This is a genomic window from Pseudomonas sp. GYB4201 (assembly GCF_056312595.1).
The window spans coordinates 49,580-68,610 of record NZ_JBWGIG010000004.1; the positions used below are offsets into that span (position 1 = coordinate 49,580).

18 protein-coding genes and 4 tRNA genes are annotated in these 19,031 nt (G+C 65.6%); 9 read left to right on the plus strand and 13 right to left on the minus strand.

The genetic code is table 11. The annotated features are described in order from the left end of the window. Window positions 1–9: 9 nt before the first annotated feature. The 4 genes from AC0Z2B_RS04980 to dinG form a co-directional block, all read right to left on the minus strand. Window positions 10–1,017, minus strand: coding sequence for an OmpA family protein (locus tag AC0Z2B_RS04980; RefSeq protein ID WP_416426321.1), 1,008 nt, complete (start codon window positions 1,015–1,017; stop codon window positions 10–12). Between the two features lie 116 nt (window positions 1,018–1,133). Beyond that, window positions 1,134–2,279: a serine hydrolase domain-containing protein gene (locus AC0Z2B_RS04985; protein ID WP_476295398.1), complete on the minus strand. Its 1,146-nt coding sequence runs from the start codon at window positions 2,277–2,279 to the stop codon at window positions 1,134–1,136. Between the two features lie 189 nt (window positions 2,280–2,468). After that, entirely contained in the window at window positions 2,469–4,739 is a 2,271-nt protein-coding gene (locus AC0Z2B_RS04990; protein ID WP_476295399.1) for a beta-agarase, read from the minus strand. 84 nt (window positions 4,740–4,823) lie between these two features. Next, window positions 4,824–6,968 (minus strand): ATP-dependent DNA helicase DinG, encoded by a 2,145-nt coding sequence (gene dinG, locus AC0Z2B_RS04995; RefSeq protein ID WP_476295400.1) that lies wholly within the window; start codon window positions 6,966–6,968, stop codon window positions 4,824–4,826. A 96-nt stretch (window positions 6,969–7,064) separates the two neighbouring features. On the opposite strand from dinG, the gene AC0Z2B_RS05000 reads away from it, so the two are divergent. Continuing rightward, window positions 7,065–7,529: a CopD family protein gene (locus AC0Z2B_RS05000; RefSeq protein WP_476295401.1), complete on the plus strand. Its 465-nt coding sequence runs from the start codon at window positions 7,065–7,067 to the stop codon at window positions 7,527–7,529. A 6-nt stretch (window positions 7,530–7,535) separates the two neighbouring features. On the opposite strand, the gene AC0Z2B_RS05005 is transcribed toward AC0Z2B_RS05000, so the two are convergent. The 4 genes from AC0Z2B_RS05005 to AC0Z2B_RS05020 form a co-directional block, all read right to left on the minus strand. Further along, window positions 7,536–8,294, minus strand: coding sequence for a collagen-like protein (locus tag AC0Z2B_RS05005; RefSeq protein ID WP_476295403.1), 759 nt, complete (start codon window positions 8,292–8,294; stop codon window positions 7,536–7,538). Beyond that, complete coding sequence (locus AC0Z2B_RS05010) at window positions 8,287–8,577, minus strand: DUF1145 domain-containing protein (RefSeq protein WP_476295404.1); 291 nt, start codon at window positions 8,575–8,577, stop codon at window positions 8,287–8,289. Before AC0Z2B_RS05010 ends, AC0Z2B_RS05005 begins: the two co-directional genes overlap by 8 nt. Window positions 8,578–8,769: 192 nt before the next feature. Beyond that, a complete protein-coding gene (locus AC0Z2B_RS05015; RefSeq protein WP_416426333.1) occupies window positions 8,770–9,495 on the minus strand; it encodes a PA1041 family peptidoglycan-binding anchor lipoprotein in 726 nt (241 codons plus the stop codon). A gap of 88 nt (window positions 9,496–9,583) precedes the next feature. Continuing rightward, window positions 9,584–10,285, minus strand: coding sequence for a PA1041 family peptidoglycan-binding anchor lipoprotein (locus tag AC0Z2B_RS05020; protein WP_416426335.1), 702 nt, complete (start codon window positions 10,283–10,285; stop codon window positions 9,584–9,586). Between the two features lie 152 nt (window positions 10,286–10,437). On the opposite strand from AC0Z2B_RS05020, the gene AC0Z2B_RS05025 reads away from it, so the two are divergent. Both AC0Z2B_RS05025 and AC0Z2B_RS05030 read left to right on the plus strand, forming a co-directional pair. Further along, complete coding sequence (locus AC0Z2B_RS05025; protein WP_416426337.1) at window positions 10,438–10,935, plus strand: DUF6231 family protein; 498 nt, start codon at window positions 10,438–10,440, stop codon at window positions 10,933–10,935. Window positions 10,936–10,939: 4 nt separating this feature from the next. Further along, the gene (locus AC0Z2B_RS05030; protein WP_476295405.1) at window positions 10,940–11,416 is read left to right on the plus strand and encodes a YchJ family protein; all 477 of its coding nucleotides are present in this window, start codon (window positions 10,940–10,942) and stop codon (window positions 11,414–11,416) included. Here the strand turns inward: AC0Z2B_RS05030 and AC0Z2B_RS05035 are convergent. Then, window positions 11,406–11,942, minus strand: coding sequence for a hypothetical protein (locus AC0Z2B_RS05035; protein WP_476295406.1), 537 nt, complete (start codon window positions 11,940–11,942; stop codon window positions 11,406–11,408). The two genes, AC0Z2B_RS05030 and AC0Z2B_RS05035, sit on opposite strands and share 11 nt — an antisense overlap. Window positions 11,943–12,068: 126 nt before the next feature. On the opposite strand from AC0Z2B_RS05035, the gene AC0Z2B_RS05040 reads away from it, so the two are divergent. The 4 genes from AC0Z2B_RS05040 to AC0Z2B_RS05055 all read left to right on the plus strand — a co-directional run bounded on the left by AC0Z2B_RS05040 (window position 12,069) and on the right by AC0Z2B_RS05055 (window position 16,227). Next, on the plus strand, window positions 12,069–12,548 hold the full coding sequence (locus tag AC0Z2B_RS05040) for an LEA/WHy family protein (protein WP_416426343.1): 480 nt from the start codon (window positions 12,069–12,071) through the stop codon (window positions 12,546–12,548). 107 nt (window positions 12,549–12,655) lie between these two features. Next, window positions 12,656–12,859 (plus strand): SEC-C metal-binding domain-containing protein, encoded by a 204-nt coding sequence (locus AC0Z2B_RS05045; protein WP_027977214.1) that lies wholly within the window; start codon window positions 12,656–12,658, stop codon window positions 12,857–12,859. A gap of 122 nt (window positions 12,860–12,981) precedes the next feature. Continuing rightward, window positions 12,982–13,626: a glutathione binding-like protein gene (locus AC0Z2B_RS05050; protein WP_476295408.1), complete on the plus strand. Its 645-nt coding sequence runs from the start codon at window positions 12,982–12,984 to the stop codon at window positions 13,624–13,626. A 147-nt stretch (window positions 13,627–13,773) separates the two neighbouring features. Next, the gene (locus AC0Z2B_RS05055; RefSeq protein ID WP_476295409.1) at window positions 13,774–16,227 is read left to right on the plus strand and encodes a penicillin acylase family protein; all 2,454 of its coding nucleotides are present in this window, start codon (window positions 13,774–13,776) and stop codon (window positions 16,225–16,227) included. A gap of 148 nt (window positions 16,228–16,375) precedes the next feature. Here AC0Z2B_RS05055 and AC0Z2B_RS05060 read toward each other — a convergent pair. From AC0Z2B_RS05060 to AC0Z2B_RS05075, 4 genes are all read right to left on the minus strand, one after another. Next, window positions 16,376–16,452, minus strand: a tRNA-Asp gene (locus AC0Z2B_RS05060). Window positions 16,453–16,471: 19 nt separating this feature from the next. Further along, window positions 16,472–16,547: transfer RNA gene (locus AC0Z2B_RS05065), tRNA-Val, on the minus strand. 169 nt (window positions 16,548–16,716) lie between these two features. Then, window positions 16,717–16,793: transfer RNA gene (locus tag AC0Z2B_RS05070), tRNA-Asp, on the minus strand. A 13-nt stretch (window positions 16,794–16,806) separates the two neighbouring features. Further along, window positions 16,807–16,882 (minus strand) — tRNA-Val (locus AC0Z2B_RS05075). Window positions 16,883–17,044: 162 nt separating this feature from the next. Between AC0Z2B_RS05075 and rdgC the strand changes: the two genes are divergently transcribed. Together rdgC and AC0Z2B_RS05085 are read left to right on the plus strand one after the other, a co-directional pair. Beyond that, window positions 17,045–17,965, plus strand: a complete 921-nt coding sequence (rdgC, locus tag AC0Z2B_RS05080) for a recombination-associated protein RdgC (protein WP_476295410.1) — start codon at window positions 17,045–17,047, stop codon at window positions 17,963–17,965. A 100-nt stretch (window positions 17,966–18,065) separates the two neighbouring features. Further along, window positions 18,066–18,998, plus strand: coding sequence for a bile acid:sodium symporter (locus AC0Z2B_RS05085; protein ID WP_473004188.1), 933 nt, complete (start codon window positions 18,066–18,068; stop codon window positions 18,996–18,998). The last annotated feature ends 33 nt before the right edge of the window (window positions 18,999–19,031 follow it).

Genomic DNA, 19,031 nt, shown 5'->3' on the forward strand with positions numbered 1-19,031 from the left:
CCTGGACTATCAGTTCTGGGTCTGGGCTACCGCGTCAGCCTTCTTCTTGGCCGGCGCTGCCGCCTTGGCAGGGGTCACTTTCTTCTTGGCAGCGGGTTTGGCCGGGGCCTTCTTCGCGGTGGCTTTCTTGGCCGCGGCTTTCTTGCTGGCCGGCGCCGGTGCTACCACTGGCTTGACGTCCTGAGTGGCGACCATTTCGGCCACTGGCGGCGTTGGCGAGTTGTACTTGGCAACCAGGGCCACCATGGTTTCCTGCGGGGTCAGCAGGATTTCGACACGGCGGTTCAGGGCACGGCCCTGGGCGCTGTCGTTGGCGGCACGTGGCATCAGCGAGCCCATGCCACGCATGGCCAGGCGCTTACGGTCCAGGCCGCTCAGGTGGAAGATGGCGGCGACGGAACCCGCACGCTTCTGGCTGATTTCCTGCACGTCGGCGGCGCCGCTGGCGTCAGCGTGGCCCAGCACCAGCACGGCAGTCTTGGGGTCGTTCTCGACGGCCTTGGCGATGTTGGTGATGGGGCTCAGGGTAATAGGCAGCAGCAGCTCGGGACGGCGCGGGTTGAAGCTGCTGTCGATCGGGGCGATGACCACCAGCACGTCTTCGCGGCGCTCGACCTGGAAGTTGCTGCCCTTGACCGCTTCACGCACTTTCGGCTCGTAGCTGTCGAGCCACGCCTGGGTCATCTTGGTGTCGATCTTGGGCACCACGGCAACGGCCGGGGCAGCTGGCTTGGCGGCATCGCTGCTGCCGCCGAACGGCCAGTACCAGTGCTTGCCGGTGTCGGCAGGCGCGGCGGCAACGGCAGGGGCAACTACAGGGGCGGCTGCAGACTTGGCTTCATCCTTGGCAACTTTGTCGTTGATCGCGCCGGCCACGTTCTTGTCGGCTGCGTGGTCCGCAGCACCGAACGGCCACCAGCGGAAGCCGCTGTTGTCTGCCGTGCTGTTCTGTGGAGTCTGGGCGCAACCGGTCACGGCCAGGCACAGGGCAAACGCGATGGATTTATTGGAGTACATAAGCTTTCCACAAGGATGAGGTTGATACAAAGCGGGTTAGAAAACCCGTTTAAACCGTTGATTTGATATTAGATGAATCGACCGCTTGCAACTGCCCGTCGGTCGATTCGCGCAGTTTATAGACAAGTGGCAAGTACCCGCACCAGCTTTTGTGCGCGCGGGTCCATCAGGATGTACGGGCCCAGCGTGTTGGTGACGAAACCGAAGGCCACGTCGTGCTCGGGATCGGCAAAACCGACCGAGCCACCGGCGCCAGGATGGCCGAACGCCTTGGCCCCGAGGCCGAAGGTGGCGTTGGCCAGGGTCGGCTGGTCGAGCATGCAGCCCAGGCCAAAACGGGTCGGGGTCAGCAGGGTCTTGTCCGGGCCGACGCTGTGTTCGCGGGTCAGTTCGCCCAGCAGTTCGGGCTCCAGCAGGCTGCCGTCGAGCAGGCCGCTGTAGAAGCCCGCCAGGCTGCGGGCATTGCCATGGCCATTGGCCGCTGGCTGCTGCATGCGCCGCCACTCGGGCTTGTTGGTGCTGGTAAGCACCGACGGCGGGTTGGTGAAGGCGCGGGTGCTCATGGCGGTGGGCTCGCGCATGGTGACCTGCAGCAGGCGCTGGGCGGCTTCGTCGCCCATGTTGCCCTTGCCACGGGCGATGTGCGCGACGCGGTGGAACTCGGCGTCAGCCAGGCCGACGTGGAAGTCCAGCCCCAGGGGGCGGGCGACCCGGGCGACGATGGACTCACCGGGGCCGCGGCCATCGGCACGGCGCAGCAGCTCGCCCACCAGCCAGCCGTAGGTGATGGCGGCGTAGCCGTGGCCGGTGCCCGGCGTCCACCAGGGCGCCTCGGCCGCCAGCGCATCGACCATCACCTGCCAGTCATACAGGGCCTCGGGCGGCAGCAGCTCGCGCAGCGCCGGCAGGCCGGCCTGGTGGCAGAGCAGCTGGCGCAGGGTGACGTTTTCCTTGCCGGCCGCAGCGAACTCGGGCCAATAGCGGGCCACGGGCAGGTCGAGGTCAAGCTTGCCCTCGCCCACCAGTTGCAGCGCCGTGACGGCCGTGAAGGTCTTGGTGCAGGAGAACAGGTTGGCGATGGTGTCGCTGTGCCAGGCTTCCTGGCCGTCCTTGTCGGCGGTGCCCGCCCACAGGTCGATGACCGTCCGCCCGCCCACCTGGATGCACAGCGCGGCGCCACGTTCCTGGGGATCGTCGAACAAGGCGGCAAACGCCTCGCGCACCGCTTCGAATTGAAGCTCGTAATGACCCTGAATCTGCACCCAGTGACTCCTGCACGACATTGAACGAAGTGGCCGGCATTGTTTCAGCCCTTGGGGCTTTTGTGAACAGATGCCGGTCAGTTGGTGGGTATCTTTCTGCATACAGCGTGTAACTGCTGCTGCGAGGGAAATGGCCTGGACCGCAGGGCGCGACCTTCCCGCGGATGGCCGCCCCGCCGCTGCTACAGGTTATTTGTGGGCTGCGCCGCCTTTGTCGCCTTTTTCGGCCGGGGCAGGTGCGGGCAGGGTCTTGGCCAGCTGGTCGAGGGTGTCCTGGTTGCTCTTGCGCACCGCGGCGATGAAGCCCTGGTACGGCACGTCGGTGATGCCCACCAGGCCGAAGTGGCCGTTCTCGCCGTCCAGCAGGCGGCCCGTCACGGGCTGGTCGAGGTACTGGAACCAGTGCACGCCGACGATCGTCGGTTCTTGCAGGGCCGCCTTGAGGAAGCCCGCGTAGGCGTTGCCGCGGTCCTCTTCCTTGGCCACTTCCATGGGGCCGGGCCAGAACGGGCCGCGGTCGCGGGAGCCGAAGGTGAACTCGGAGACCAGCACCGGCTTGTCCAACTGGCGCAGGCGGGCGAAGTCATAGCCGTCCTGGGGCTTGGGCGTATAGAAGTTGAAGCTGAGCACGTCGCAGTACTGCGCGCACGAGTCCACCGCCTCGGGGCTGGACACGGCGTAGCGGCCGCCCAGCAGCAGGTGGTTGGGCGCATGCCACTTCAGGGCGTCGGCGATGGTCTTGAAGTAGGTGTCGGCAAACACGCGCTGGAACTGCTTGAGGTCGGCCTCGATCTCCGGGTGTTCCGGGTTGGGCAGCGGCGCCTCGAAGCCCGGGTCTTCCATCAGTTCCCAGGCCGGCAGGTTGATGCCCCAGGCCTTGGACAGGCCCTCCTGGTTGCGGTACTTGTCACGCAGCTGCTTGAGGAACGCGCGCTTGGCCGGCACGTCGGTGGTCTGGCGCAGGGTGCCGTAGGCCAGCGCATAGCGCGATTTCGGGTCGTTGCCGGGGCCGGCCCAGGCCAGTTCGTTGTCGGCGAAGTAGCCGATCAGGAACGGGTCGTCGCGGTGGTCGCGGGCGGCGATGGCCACGGCACGCTCGGTGGCCATGGCGAAACGCGGGTCGAACGGATCAGGCATGCGCCCCCACCAGTCCATGCCGGTGCTGATGCTGGCGTAATCGCCGACGATCGACAACGGCAGCACGTAGGGCACCCGCTGGTTACCTTCCAGCGCCGGCGCACTCCAGTTGCCCAGGGTATTGAAGCCCCAAGCCTGCAGGCGGTCCAGGGTGTGCTGCTGCCAGCGAATGGCATCAAACGGCTGCTTCGCGCACGGCGCCTGGGCCGTCGGCGTGCACGGCGTGGCATAGGTGCGTTGCAGGTTGGCGCCATAGAAGTCGAACCAGCGACCGCTGCCGAACCCACGGCCCACAGACGAGCCGTTGCCGTCCTGGTTGTTGCTTTGCCCGTAGTACTGGGCCTCGGGCTCGTCGGCCTTGGGCAGATGGGTGAACATCCACTCGCGGCCCTGCACGTAGGTGCGGTCGTTGTCGGCGGCCACGGCGTTCACGCCCAGGGAATAAAACGGGTGCCCTTCGGGGGTCACCAGGTACCAGCGACCATCGCGCTTTTCGGTGCGGAAGAAGCCACTGGCGTTGAACGCCGGCCCCTGGACCAGGCCGCCGAACTTGTCCAGCGGTGCCTTGCCGCGCTCGGCCAGCCAGCCCTTGAGCTGCTGCTGTTCGCGGCTGGCGGCGGCCTTCAGTTGGTCGTCACTGCTGACCTTTTCCGGCCAGCGCCCACGGTTGAACTGCCCGTACTCGTCGACCAGGTCGGCGTAAGCAGCCTTCTGCAGCTCATCGCCCTCTACCACGCCGAAGCGTTCGAGCAGGATGTTCTGGGCCACCGCTGGCTTGTCCATGGACAGGGTGACCGACACCACCTGGCTGGCGGTCAGCTCGCCCTGGCTGCTGGCCAGCAGGGTGCGCTGGCCGTCGTGCATCCACGGCATCGGCGGGCCTGCGCGCATGCCCTGGCTGAGCGCCGAATTGGCCTGCAGCGGGATGACCAGGGTCTGCGCCGGGCCGGCCGGCAGGTCGATGCGGCTGGTCAGGGTCTTGCCGTCGTTGCTCTGGATTTTCACGTACAGGGTCACCGCCCAGTCCATGGCGCTCTGGGCACGCAGGGTCATGGCGCTGTCGGCAGACCAGTCCCAGGCCCCGGCCTGGGGCTTGAGGGTGAGGCTCGGCGCGGCCACCGGGTTGAACGTCACCCGGCGCAACACCTCCCCTTCGGCCGTCTGTTCGGCGTTGTACTGCGGCAGGCTGGCATCCGCGACCGTCACCTGTACCACATCGGCGGGACGGACGAAGTTGAACAGCGTCTGCTGGGCACCGGGGGCCGCCAACAGCGGGGTGGTGCACAGCAGTGCGAATACAGCGGGTAACGAACGGCGAATCATGGGGTTCCAGCTCTCCTTGATGGCCGGTGTCGGCCTCGGTCAGGGTTATAGACAGCAAAGCAGGGATTTTTCACCCTGCGTGCTTCAGGAAATTTCGCGACGGAACGGCGGCAGCGCGTTGAGGATTGCCTTGCCGTAGCGCTGGGTGACCAGGCGGCGGTCCAGCAGGGTGATGGTGCCGCGGTCCTGTTCGGTGCGCAGCAGCCGGCCGCAGGCCTGGATCAGCTTCAGGGACGCGTCGGGCACGGCGATTTCCATGAACGGGTTGCCGCCCCGTGCTTCGATCCACTCGGCCAGGGCCGCTTCCACCGGGTCGTCCGGCACGGCGAAGGGAATCTTGGCGATGACCACGTGTTCGCAGTAGGCACCCGGCAAGTCAACCCCTTCGGCGAAGCTGGCCAGGCCGAACAGCACGCTGGAATCGCCGCCATCGACGCGCGCCTTGTGCTTGTTCAGGGTTTCCTGCTTGGACAGGTTGCCCTGGATGAACACCTGCTTGCGCCAGTCGCGGTCCAGGCCGTCGAACACGTCCTGCATCTGCCGGCGCGAGGAGAACAGCACCAGGGTGCCGCGCGAGCCTTCCACCAGGCCGGGCAGGTCGCGGATGATAGCTGCGGTGTGCGCCGCGGCGTCGCGCGGGTCGGCGCGTAGGTCTGGCACGCGCAGCAAACCAGCATCCGCGTGGTGGAACGGGCTGGGCACTACGGCGGTAACAGCCGTCTTGGGCAGGCCCGAGCGCATGCGGAAACGGTCGAACTTGCCCAGCGCCGTCAGGGTGGCCGAGGTCACCACCGCGCCATGGGCGACGTTCCACAGGTTGCGCCGCAGCATCTCGGCGGCCAGGATGGGGCTGGCGTTGACCTCGATGTCGAACATGGCGCCGGCCTCGGCCAGGGTCAGCCAGCGCGCCATGGGCGGGCTGTCTTCCGGGTCTTCGGCGGTGAAGGCGGTCCACAGCTCCCAGTTGCCCTGGGCACGGGACTGCAGGCCGCCGAACAGCGGGTACCATTCCTCGGCCTGGTGGCTGGGGATGCCGATACTCTTCTCGGCGTCCATGCCTTCCTTGAGCAGGTCGGCCAGGCGGGTGAACAGGTCATTGAGACGGGCAAAGCCCTTTTTCAGCTCGATGCCCATTTCACGCATGTGCTCGGGCACCACGCCGCCGACGAAGCGATGGCGTGGGCGTTCGCGGCCTTCCATGTCCTCGCCGGCGCGGAAATCGGCCAGTTGCTCGCAGGCACTGAACATGAACTGCTGGTGGGTCTTGATCTCGCGCGCCAGCTCCGGCACCTGCTCGACCCACTTGCCCAGGTCACCCGGCAGCGGGTGCTGGGCCAGCAGCTTGGTGAGGTTCTTGGCCGTGCTTTCCAGCCAGTCGGCGGTGGAGCGCAGGCGGGTGTAATGGGCGAAATGGCCGATGGCCTTGTCCGGCAGGTGGTGGCCTTCGTCGAACACGTACATGGTGTCACGCGGGTCGGGCAGCACGGCGCCGCCGCCCAGGGCCAGGTCGGCCAGCACCATGTCGTGATTGGTGACGATCACGTCGACCTTGCCCATGCCTTCGCGGGCCTTGTAGAAGGCGCACTGCTGGAAGTTGGGGCAATGGCGGCTGGTGCACTGGCTATGGTCGGTGGTGACGCGCGCCCAGTCCTTGTCTTCCAGGGCGGTTGCCCAGCTGTCGCGATCACCGTCCCATTTGTTGCCGGCCAGCTTCTCGATCATGCTGGTGAACAGCTTCTGGCTGGCTTCGTCCACCTCGATGCGGAAGCCCTCCTCCTCGAACAGCTGGGCGGTGGCGGTCTGCGCGTGGCCTTCCTGCAACAGGATGTCGAGCTTGGACAGGCACAGGTAGCGCCCACGGCCCTTGGCCAGCGAGAACGTGAAGTTCAGGCCGCTGTTCTTCATCAGGTCCGGCAGGTCCTTGTAGACGATCTGCTCCTGCAGGGCGACGGTGGCCGTGGCAATGACCAGGCGCTTGCCCGCTTCCTTGGCAGCCGCGATCGCCGCCAGGCTGTAGGCCACGGTCTTGCCGGTACCGGTGCCGGCCTCGACGGCCACCACGGCGCAGTCGCCCGAGCGACGCCCTTCGTCGTCACACTCGATGTCGCCCAGTACCTTGGCGACTTCGGCGATCATCAAGCGCTGGCCATAGCGGGGCTTGAGGCTCTTGGCTTCGAGGAAACGCGTGTAGGCGCCCTGGATCTGGGTTTTGAGTTGGTTGCTGATCATGATTCTGGGGCGTGAACGCCTGGATAAATTTTCAGTGTTTCATTAAGGGCCGCTATCATACCCCGCTAAACCCTCGCGCGCTGAACGGAGATCCACATGGCTGCATATGCCCCCCTCTACACCTTGCATGTCTGGGCAGCACTCATCTGGGTGGGCGGCATGTTCTTCGCCTGGCTGGTGCTGCGCCCGGCGGCGGTTACAGCCCTGGAAGCACCTGCGCGGCTGCAGCTGTGGGCGGAAGTTTTCCGACGCTTTTTTCTCTGGGTCTGGCTGGCCGTGCTGATTCTTCCGATAAGTGGCATCGCCATGATCCAGATCAGCTTCAGCGGGTTCGAGACCGCGCCGCGCTACGTGCAGGTGATGATGGGCCTGTACCTGGTGATGGTGGCGTTGTTCATTCGCATCACCCTGCTGCAACTGCCGACCTTCAATACGGCGGTCCAGGCCCAGGACTGGGCCACGGCGGGTACCAGCCTGGCGCAGATACGCCGGCTGGTGGGCATCAACCTGATCATCGGGTTCCTGCTGGTGGCGGTGGCCGCGGCGCGGCCACCGTTCTGACGCTGCCTACAGGCGCTGCACCGTCAGCGCGCCCGGCTGGCCGGCGACACCCGGTTCGCCCGGCTGGCCAGGGCGGCCGGCCTTGGCACCGGCGGTGCTATAGATGAAGCAGCCCTTGGCCTTGCCACCGGCACCGGCCTTGCCCGCTGCGCCCGCCAGGCCGCCGGCGCCGCCGTCGAGTTGCACCTTGATGGCGTCGTTGGGGTAGTCGCGGGGCACCTGCAGGCGCACTTGCGCGCCGTTGGCGCCGTCATGGCCATTGCCGCCGTTGAGCCCATCGGCACCGCGGCCGGCCTCGCCCCACAGGCAGCCCGGCGCCTGGCCATTGGCGCCGTCGAGGCCGAAGTAGCCCGGCGCGCCGGCGCCGCCACGGGCGTCCACCGCCAGTTGCGGGCCCTGCAGCGCTTGCAGTTGAAGTACCAGGTTGCGGCCAGGCAGCGCGGCCTTCTCGTAGGTGCCGGGGGCACCACGGGCAAGAATCTGGCTGCCTTCGCCCAGTTCGGCGCGGCGCGCCTCGATGCGCAGCTCCTGCTGGCCCGGCACGATGGCGATGCGCGCCTCATGGCCCAGGCGCAGCTCGCCCACCTTCAGTTCCACCAGGTTGTCCGGCACCAGCAGGGTGGCGTAATCCTCCACCACCAGGCGGTCGAGGGTCAGCACGCCGTCCTTGCCCGGCAGACGCATCAATGAATGAGGTTCGACACTCAGGCTTTCGGCCATCGCCAAAGGCGTGAACAACGCCGCTACCAGACACAACCTACGCATTGTTGCTCTCCTGCACCGACCGGGTCGGAATTGAACGCACATGAAATATACCCACCAGCAGGATCTGCAGGCGGTCAAACCAGGGATGGGTGCGGCCACGCAGGCTGGCCTGGAACAGCAGGACTTCCAGCACGTGCAGAAGCATCAGCGTCGCGCCGGTTACGTTGATCAGCGTGCGGAACGGATGTGTCATGGGCATGAGCAGATTGACCAGCACCACCCACCAGAACAACACCGTCAAGGCCTTGCCCAGGGTACACCACCACGCCATGCCCGCCCCCATTGATTATTCTTTCCCCGCACAGTAACGCCGGGGTGGTGTTTGTGCCATATCTGCATGAACAAAAAATGACAGTATTGTGCTGACAATCCGTAGCCGCTGCCGCCAGGCTGCGCTGGCCGGTGTGAACCCTGAAGAACTTCAGCGCAGCACAGGACCAGCGCAGCCTGGCGGCAGCGGCTACAGCACGCGTGACTAGCGGTTGATGTGCAGCTCCACGCGGCGGTTTTTCGCCCGGCCCTCGTCAGTGTCGTTGTCGGCCACCGGCTTGCGTTCGCCGTCGCCTTCGCTGGTCACCTTGTTGGCAGGCACGCCCTGGCTGATCAGGAACTTCGCCACGCTGTCGGCGCGCCGTTCCGAGAGCTTCTGGTTGTAGGCATCGCTGCCCTTGCTGTCGGTGTTGCCCACCACCTTGATGCTCACCACGTCGGCGGCCTTGAGCTTGTCGAGCAAGGCGACCAACTGGTTGCGCGCTTCCTGGGTCAGGGCCGAGGAGTCGAAGGCAAACAGCACGTTGCCGGCGTCGCTCAGGGTGATCACTTCTTCGGGTACGGGGGTGGGTTCAGGGGCCTTCACGGTTGCCGGGTACTGCGGCAACGGGCAACCCATGTGGTCCACCGGGGTGTTGGGCGGGGTGCCCGGGCAATGGTCGCGGCGGTCGAACACGCCGTCGCCGTCCTCGTCGCCATCCTGCGCGTAACAGATCAAGCCACCGGTGATCGCGCCCAATACCCCCAGGCCGCCGGCCCAGGATGAGCTCTTGATGGCGCCTAGGCCGCCACCCACCACACCACCGATAAGGCTGCAGATAGGCCAGTTCCTTTGATTGAGCGGGGCACTGCCATCACTGGTAGTGGCGCAACCGGAGAGAACACTGCTGACCAGAAGAACGGGAAGTGCTGCCCGCCAGATTAATCTCATATGAATGCTCCTGTGTCACCGGCCGGTGCCGGTAACACAGGAGTAAAGACCGGCCTGTGAAATTCACAAGCCGCGCGGGGCGAGGTTTTCAGCGGTCGATGCGGATCTCCACGCGACGGTTCTGCGCGCGGCCATCGGCAGTCTTGTTGCTGGCGACAGGCTGGGTCTCGCCGGCGCCACTGATGGACACGAAGCTCGAACGAGGAATGCCTGCGCCTACCAGGTAGTCGACCACCGAATGGGCGCGGCGGTCGGACAGCTTTTTGTTGTAGCCAGGCTTGCCGACGCTGTCGGTATGGCCGGTCACGGTCAGCTGGGTGGACGGCGCCTCGGTCTTCAGCTTGGTGGCGACCTTGTCCAACTGCATCTTGTCAGGGCCGGTCAGCTTGGCCGAGTCGAACTCGAAGTGCACGTCACGAATGACGATGACTTCCTGCTTGGGCAGCGGCGCCGGCTCCGCGACAGGCGCTGGGGCCGGTGGCGGGAATGGGCAGCCGGTGGCATCCACCGGGGTGCCTTTAGGCGTATGCGGGCACTTGTCGCGGCTGTCCGGCACGCCATCACCGTCCTCGTCGCCATCGCCGTGCACCCAGCAGTAGGCCGCCGCCACGCCGCCGCCCACCAGCACGCCCCAACCGGCGTAGGTGGAGTTCTGCAGCGAGCCCAGCGCCGCACCGGTAACACCCCCGACAGCCGCGCACTTGGGCCAATCGGTCTTCTGCAACCCTGCGCAACCAGTCAACACACTGGTTAGCAGTACCAAAGGTAATGCCTTACTCACTATGCTCATCAGGTCTCTCTCCAGATGGGGGGTAAATCGGCGCATGAACCGATGCATTGGGAGTAAAGACGGCACTTTGCAGATGCGCCAGCAATAAGCCATATGGCTAGGCTGCTGGCCTGAACAAGGCTAACCTTGGCAGCTCTGACCGAGGACGTTCAATGACCGCACGCTTTTCTTCGCGCACGCCGCAACAAGCCCTGGCCGCCCTGCTGGACCGCTACGCCCCACAGCGCCTGCTGGTGGTGGGCGCCAGTGATTTCCCGGCCCTGGCCGCCTTCAAGGACGCCCACCCCGACAGCGTCGTCGCCCAGGCCGCACCGGGCGTGCTGCCGCCGGAACTGGCCAGCCAGCGCTTCGACCTGGCGGTAGTGGTCGACTGCCTGGAACATGTGCCCAAGCGCACGGCCCTGGAGTTGCTGGGCGGCATCCGCAACCTCAACGCCAGCCGCCTGGCGGTGCTGGTGGACCTGGCGGCCAGCGGCTGGAGCGAGACCGACTTCTATGCCCTGGCGCTGCAGGCCAACGAGCGCTTCCAACGCGACGAACAGGTGCTGACCCTGTTCAACTACGACCTGCGCGAATACAAGCAGGTGCCTGACTGGCTCAACTCGCGGTTCTGGGCCAACCCGGAAAACTTCGGCAAGTATTGGTGGTGATGCAATGAGTACAAGCATTTGCCCGTGCGGCAGCGGCAACCTGCTGGATGCCTGCTGCGGTCATTACCATGGCGGCGTGCCCGCCCCCGACGCCCAGGCGCTGATGCGCTCGCGCTACAGCGCCTATGTGCTGGGGCTGATCGATTACCTGGTGGCCACCACGCTGCCAGTGCAGCAAGCGGGCCTGGACCGCCAGTCCATCAGCGACTGGAGCGCGCAAAGCACCTGGCTGGGGCTGACCGTGGAAAGCGCCGAGGTGTTCGGCGGGCAGCCGGAGCATGCGTTCGTGACCTTCGTCGCCCGCTGGCATGACCTGGACGGGGAACACAGCCACCGCGAGCGCTCATCCTTCGTACAGAACGGCGGGCGCTGGTACTTCATCGACCCGACTGTGCCGCTGAAGGCTGGCCGCAACGACGCCTGCCCCTGCACCAGCGGGCAGAAATTCAAGAAGTGCTGCGCCGCCTACGTCACGGCATGAGCTTGATATGCCCGGTGCCCGGCGCCGGCGGCGCGGCGGGCGCGCGGGCCTGGCCCATGTCGCTGCCGGCCGGCGCCAGGCTGAACTGCGAGAGGTTCAGGCGCGGCGCCTCCACGTCGGGCTTCTGCGCCTGCAGGTCGGCGCCCGCCTCGGCCACTTCGTAGCCAGGGGCCTGCACCTCGACGAACGCCGCCATGTAGCAATCACGTGGCACCCACGGCTCGACCATCTTGCTGGGCTTGCGCACAAAGCCGGGAGCGTCCGGCGGCGGTGCCATCTCGATTTCCTCCACCTGCACCGGCACCGCTTCCACCGTGACGATGATGCCCGCGCGTTCCAGGGTAGAGCGATATTTTTCCGCTGCCTGGGGGTCCAGGTCACTTTTGAGCACCAGCCGCCGGCCGCTGAACAGCGCGTCGATGCGCGCGCCATCGGACTGGAACAGCTTGGCCAGGTTGGCCTTCACCAGCGCCAGCTGCGCGCCGGGCACCAATTGGCCCCTGAAGACAATTTCGAACAACCCCATCCTGTGCCTCCTGCCTGACGGGCACTGGCCCACCGAGAGTAATGGCATCAGTATGGCCCATCTGCGATTTTGCCAACAAGCGAGCCGTGGCATTGGGTAGACTCAAGGCATCGCGAGGGATCAGCCATGCACACACGGACACTGCGCCTGCTCACCTTCTGCCTGTTCCTGGGCCTGAACGGCTGCGCCAGCTGGTTTGCCGACGACAGCCAGGCCCCGCAGGTGCACCTGCTGGCCGTGGAGGTGGTGAAGGCCAAGCTGGTGCAGCAGAAGTTCATGCTGCACTTCCGCATCGACAACCCCAACGACAGCACCCTCACCGTGCGCGGCCTGCATTACCGCGTGCACCTGGCCGACATCCTGCTGGCCGACGACGAATACGACGAATGGCTGCGCGTGGACGGCCACTCCAGCGCCCGTTTCAACGTGCCGATCCGCACCAACCTGTGGCAGCACCTGCGCGACGTGGTCAAGCTGCTGCGCCACCCCGACCGGCCGATTCCCTACCGGCTGGAGGGGGAGCTGAAGACTGGGTGGTTCTGGGGCGATGACGTGGTGCTGCGGCGCAGCGGGGAGATCATGCCTGGGGAGTTGATGGGTAAGTAGCAGCGGCCGCCAGGCCGCGTCAAAGGCGCGACGCGTGTGTTTGACCCTCGCCCTCCACCACCAGCAATGAGATAATTCCCCCCAGTTCTAAATTCGGAGACACCCAGATGACCCAGCAACCCCATGTCCATGGCCCTGACTGCAACCACGATCATGACCATGATCACCACCACGACCACGGCCATGTACACGGTCCGCACTGCAACCACGAACCCCAGGAGCCCGTGCGCAACGCCCTGAAGGACGTTGGCCGCAACGACCCGTGCCCCTGCGGCAACGGCAAGAAATTCAAGAAGTGCCACGGCGCCTGATTGAATGATCCACGGCCAGGCGCCCGCGCCCTGGCCGTGGAATACTGAAATGCTTTGAAACAAAAACGCTGGCGCAGTACAACAGTCGTTCTTGATGTAGCCCCCTCAACGTGGAGCGTTTCATGATCGACCTGCATTACTGGACCACCCCCAACGGCCACAAGATCACCCTGTTCCTGGAAGAAGCCGGGCTTGAGTACCAGGTCCATCCGGTGAACATCGGCAAGAACGAGCAGTTCGCGCCAGCCTTCCTGAAGATCTCCCCCAACAATCGCATTCCGGCCATTGTCGACAGCCAGCCTGCCGACGGCGGCGAGCCGATTTCGCTGTTCGAGTCCGGCGCCATCCTTTTATACCTGGCGGAAAAGACCGGCCAGTTCCTGCCCAAGGACCTGCGCGGCCGTGAAGAAGTGCTGCAGTGGCTGTTCTGGCAGATGGGTGGCCTGGGGCCGATGGCCGGGCAGAACCACCACTTCAACGTGTTCGCTCCGGAAAAAATCCCCTACGCCATGAAGCGCTACATCGACGAGACCGCGCGCCTGTATGGCGTGCTGGACAAGCGCCTGGCCGACCGCGCCTTCGTGGCGGGCGAGGCCTACAGCATCGCCGACATGGCCATCTACCCCTGGGTGGTGCCTTACCAGCGCCAGAGCCAGGACCTTGACGATTTCCCGAACCTGAAACGCTGGTTCCTGGCTATCCAGGCGCGCCCGGCCACCGACCGTGCGTACGCCTGGGTCGAGCGGATCAACCCGCCAAAAGCCTGATTTTCGTCGCGCCTCCGGACCTTGCCTGCAAGGCCCGGGGCACCGGCCGTCCTGCCATGCAAATAAAGCTGGCCGCCCGCTTGCGTGGCGTGTGCGCGCTCACTAACGTAGCGCCTTTTAGCCGCCAGCCCCGCAGGAGCTTCCGCCATGGCCTCGCCAGCCTTTACTCACTTCATTCCCCGGTTCGGCGCCGCCGCGACCCTGGCCGGGCTGATCAGCCTGAGCGGTTGCCAGGCCTGGCTCGACAGCCGCTACGCCGACAGCGTGCCGCCCGACAGCGGCGTGCAGCCACTCAAGGGGCTGGCCCAGAACGTCTCGGTGCGCCGCAACGCCAGCGGCATGCCGCTGATCGAAAGCAGCAGCTTCCATGACGCGCTGTTCGCCCAGGGCTACGTGGCCGCCAGCGACCGCATCAGCCAGATGGTGGGCATGCGCCTGCTGGCCCAGGGGCGCCTGTCCGAGATGGCAGGCCCGCAGATGCTGGATGTCGACCGCTTCATGCGCGCCGTCAACCTCAAAAAGAATGCCGATGAGCTGTACGCAGCGGCGTCGCCGCGCCTCAAGCGCTTCTTCGAGGTGTACGCCCGCGGCGTCAACGCCTACCTGTTCCGCTACCGCGACAAGTTGCCGATGGACCTGGCCGAGTCGGGCTACAAGCCCGAATACTGGAAGCCGGAAGACTCGGCGCTGATCTTCGCCCTGTTCAATTTCAGCCTGTCGGTGAACCTGCGCGAAGAGCTGGCGTCGCTGACGCTGGCGCAGAAAGTGGGCGTCGACAAGCTGGCCTGGCTGATCCCCACCTACCCGGACGAGCCGCTGCCCTTCGACGAGACCGACAAGCTCAAGGGCGTCAGCCTGGCGCAGATCCCGGGCCTGGCCAACGTCGACAAGGTCGCCGGCGACCTGGCCGGCCTGAACCTGTCGAGCATCAGCAGCGGCGACAACTGGGCCATTACCCCGGCGCGCGCCCGCAGCGGCCGCAGCCTGCTGGCCAACGACACGCACCAGCCACTGGCCAGCCCGTCGCTGTGGAACTACGTGCAGCTCCGCGCGCCGAAGTTCCAGGCCGCGGGCGTCTCCCTGGCGGGCATCCCCGGCATCATGGCCGGCTTCAACGGCAAGGTCGCCTGGGGCATGGCCCCGGCCATGGGCGACAACCAGGACCTGTTCCTGGAAAAGCTGCAACGCCAGGGCAACCAGCTGCAGTACCTGGCCGACGGCAAGTGGCGCCCAGCGGGCGTGCGCCAGGAGACCTTCTTCATCAAGGGCCAGGCGCCGTTGCGCGAAGCCGTGTACGACACCCGCCACGGCGCACTGCTCAACAGCGCCCTGGCCGGCACCCCGCTCGCCAACGGCCTGGGCCTGGCCCTGCAAACCCCGGACTACAAGGACGACAAGAGCCTGGACGCGCTGTTCGACCTGTCGCGCGCGCAGTCGGTGGAAGCGGCGTCCGACGCCAGCCGTGAGGTTCGCGCCATCGCCGTCAACATGGTCTTCGCCGACGCCCAGCACGTGGGCTGGCAGGTGACCGGCCGCCTGCCCAACCGCCGTGAAGGCCGGGGCCTGGTGCCGTCGCCAGGCTGGGATGGGCGCTACGATTGGGACGGCTACGCCGACGCCATGCTGCACCCCTACGACCAGGACCCGCCGCAAGGCTGGCTCGGCACCGCCAACCAGCGCACCGTGCCGAAGGGCTACGGCATGCAGCTGTCCAACTCCTGGTACTACCCGGAGCGCAGCGAGCGCCTGGCCGAACTGGCCGGCGCCGGCAAGCAGGACACGCGCAGCATGATCGCCATGCAGTACGACCAGACCACCACCTTCGCCAACAAGCTCAAGGCGATGTTCCAGGCACCGGGCATGGCCCAGCCGCTGAAGCAGGCCATCGACGCCCTGCCCGCCACCGACCGCGCCAAGGCCCAGGAAGCGCTGACGCGCCTGCTGGCGTTCAACGGCAACCTGGCGCCGCAGTCCGCCGACGCCGCCCTGTACGAACTGTTCCTGCAGGAAAGCGCCAAGCAGACCTTCCTCGACAAACTCGGCCCGCAGGACAGCCCGGCCTGGAAAGCCTTCGTCACCGTGGGCAGCCTGTCGTACTCGGCCCAGGCCGACCACCTGCTGGCGCGCGAGGACAGCCCGTTCTGGGATGACTCGCGCACCCCGCAGAAGGAAGACAAGCCGGCCATCCTGGCCCGCAGCCTGGCAGCAGCGGTCAACGAAGGCGAGCGGCAACTGGGCGCCGACCACAAGGCCTGGCAGTGGGGCAACCTGCACCGTTACCAGTGGGCCACCAAGGGCCCGCAACTGCCCGTGCGCCAGGCTGGTGGCGACCACACCACCCTCAATGCCGCGGCCTACGCCTGGGGCGCGAACTTCGACGTCACCCAGGCGGCGTCCATGCGCTTCATCGTCGACTTCGCGCAGAACGAACCGCTGCTTGCGCAGAACAGCCCGGGCCAGTCCGGCAACCCGGCCAGCCCGCACTACGCCGACGGCATCGATGGCTGGATGAAGGCGCAGTACGTGAGCATTCCGCTGCAGTCGCAGAACTATGACCGCGCCTACGGCACCCAGCGCCTGACGCTGACACCCGGCAAGTAAAGACGCGGCCTTCGGCCGCTGCTACAGCTCCGTAGCAGCGGCCGCAGGCCGCGTCCCACTCCCCCACAAAAATCACAGACGAAAAAAAGCCTGCACAAGGCAGGCTTCTTTTTTGGTACCAGGCGTTCAGTGTTCCTGGTGCCGAATATGGCGCAGCGGACGGGACTCGAACCCGCGACCCCCGGCGTGACAGGCCGGTATTCTAACCGACTGAACTACCGCTGCGCGATACACTGTGAGCGAGTGGTGGGTGATGACGGGATCGAACCGCCGACCCTCTGCTTGTAAGGCAGATGCTCTCCCGGCTGAGCTAATCACCCTTCGTCTCTCGGTGTGGCGCGCATTCTACGGATGGATTCTGCATATGGCAAGCCGCAAAATGACAATTATTGCATCGCGACCCCAATCATTTTCTGCAGACGAAAAAAAACCTGCACTAGGCAGGCTTTTTCGCAGGTATCAGGCGTTCAGTGTTCCTGATACCGAATATGGCGCAGCGGACGGGACTCGAACCCGCGACCCCCGGCGTGACAGGCCGGTATTCTAACCGACTGAACTACCGCTGCGCGATACACTGAGTGGTGGGTGATGACGGGATCGAACCGCCGACCCTCTGCTTGTAAGGCAGATGCTCTCCCGGCTGAGCTAATCACCCTTGTCTCTCGGTGTGGCGCGCATTCTACGGACGCACCCAGGGCCTGGCAAGCTCTTTTTTAAATTATTTTTCCAAGCCTTCCAAACACTTAGCGCAGGGTTGGCCTGCGCCCTCACACGGGACAATAATGCGCCCCTTATGTGCTGAGGAGTGATTCACCCCATGTGGTTCAAAAACCTGCTTGTCTACCGTTTGACCCAAGATATTCCTTTCGACGCCGAAGCACTGGAAACCGCATTGGCCACCAAGCCGGCCCGCCCCTGCGCCAGCCAGGAGCTGACTACCTACGGCTTCGTCGCTCCCTTTGGCAAAGGTGAAGACGCGCCCCTGGTTCACGTCAGCGGCGACTTCCTGCTGATCAGCGCCCGCAAGGAAGAGCGCATCCTGCCAGGCAGCGTCGTGCGCGACGCCGTCAAGGAAAAGGTCGAAGAGATCGAAGCCGAGCAGATGCGCAAGGTCTACAAGAAAGAGCGCGACCAGATCAAGGACGAGATCATCCAGGCCTTCCTGCCGCGCGCCTTCATCCGCCGTTCGGCCACCTTTGCCGCCATCGCCCCCAAGCAGGGCCTGATCCTGGTGAACTCGGCCAGCCCCAAGCGCGCCGAAGACCTGCTGTCCATCCTGCGCGAAGTGCTGGGCTCGCTGCCGGTGCGCCCGCTGACCGTGAAGACCTCGCCGACCGCCGTGATGACCGAGTGGGTGAAGACCCAGCAAGCCGCGCCCGACTTCTATGTACTGGACGAATGCGAGCTGCGTGACGTGGAAGAAGACGGCGGCATCGTGCGCTGCAAGCGCCAGGACCTGACCGCCGACGAGATCCAGCTGCACCTGAGCACCGGCAAGCTGGTGACCCAGCTGGCCCTGGCCTGGCAGGACAAGCTGTCGTTCGTGCTGGACGACAAGATGGTGGTCAAGCGCCTGAAGTTCGAGGAACTGCTGCAGGACCAGGCCGAGGAAGACGGCGGCGACGAGGCCCTGGGCCAGCTGGACGCCAGCTTCACCCTGATGATGCTGACCTTCGGCGACTTCCTGCCGGCGCTGTTCGAAGCGCTGGGTGGTGAAGAGCTGCCGCAGGGTATCTGATGCGGCCCTGACGCGGCCTACGGCCACTGCTACAAAAACCTGTAGCAGCGGCCGAAGGCCGCGTCATTGCCACCGCAATCCATAACAAGGAAACACCCCCATGCGCGCCCTGGCCGCCCTCAGCCGCTTCGTCGGCAACACCTTCGCTTACTGGGTCCTGCTGTTCGCCGTGCTGGCGTTCCTGTTCCCGCAATGGTTCGTCGCCCTCAAGGTGCTGATCGTGCCGCTGCTGGGCCTGGTGATGTTCGGCATGGGCCTGACCCTGAAAATGGACGACTTCGCCGAACTCAGCCGCCACCCCTGGCGGGTGCTGCTGGGCGTGGGCGCCCACTTCGTGATCATGCCGGGCATGGCCTGGTTGCTGTGCCAGCTGTTCCACCTGCCCGCCGAGATTGCCGTGGGCGTGATCCTGGTAGGCTGCTGCCCAAGCGGCACTGCCTCCAACGTCATGACCTGGCTGGCCAAGGGTGACCTGGCGCTGTCGGTGGCGATTGCCGCGGTGACCACCCTGCTCGCCCCGCTGCTGACGCCGGCGCTGATCTGGCTGCTGGCCTCCGCCTGGCTGCCGGTGTCATTCATGGAGATGTTCTGGTCGATCCTGCAGCTGGTGATGCTGCCGATCGTGCTGGGCGTGGTTGCCCAGCGACTGCTGGGTGCGCGGGTGCGCTACGCGGTGGAAGTGCTGCCGCTGGTGTCGGTGGTCAGCATTGTCATGATCGTCTGCGCGGTGGTGGCAGCCAGCCAGGCGAAAATCGCCGAGTCGGGGCTGCTGATCATGGCGGTGGTCATCCTGCACAACAGCTTCGGTTTCGTGCTGGGCTACGTCACCGGCCGCCTGTTCAAGCTGCCGCTGGCGCAGCGCAAGTCGCTGGCCCTGGAGGTGGGCATGCAGAACTCCGGCCTGGGCGCCGCCCTGGCCAGCGCGCACTTCTCGCCGCTGGCGGCGGTGCCCAGCGCGCTGTTCAGTGTATGGCACAACATTTCCGGGGCCCTGCTGGCGACCTTCTTCCGCAAGATGAAAGACCGACCATAAGGGCTGGCTTGCCCTTACGCGGCAAAATGTGCA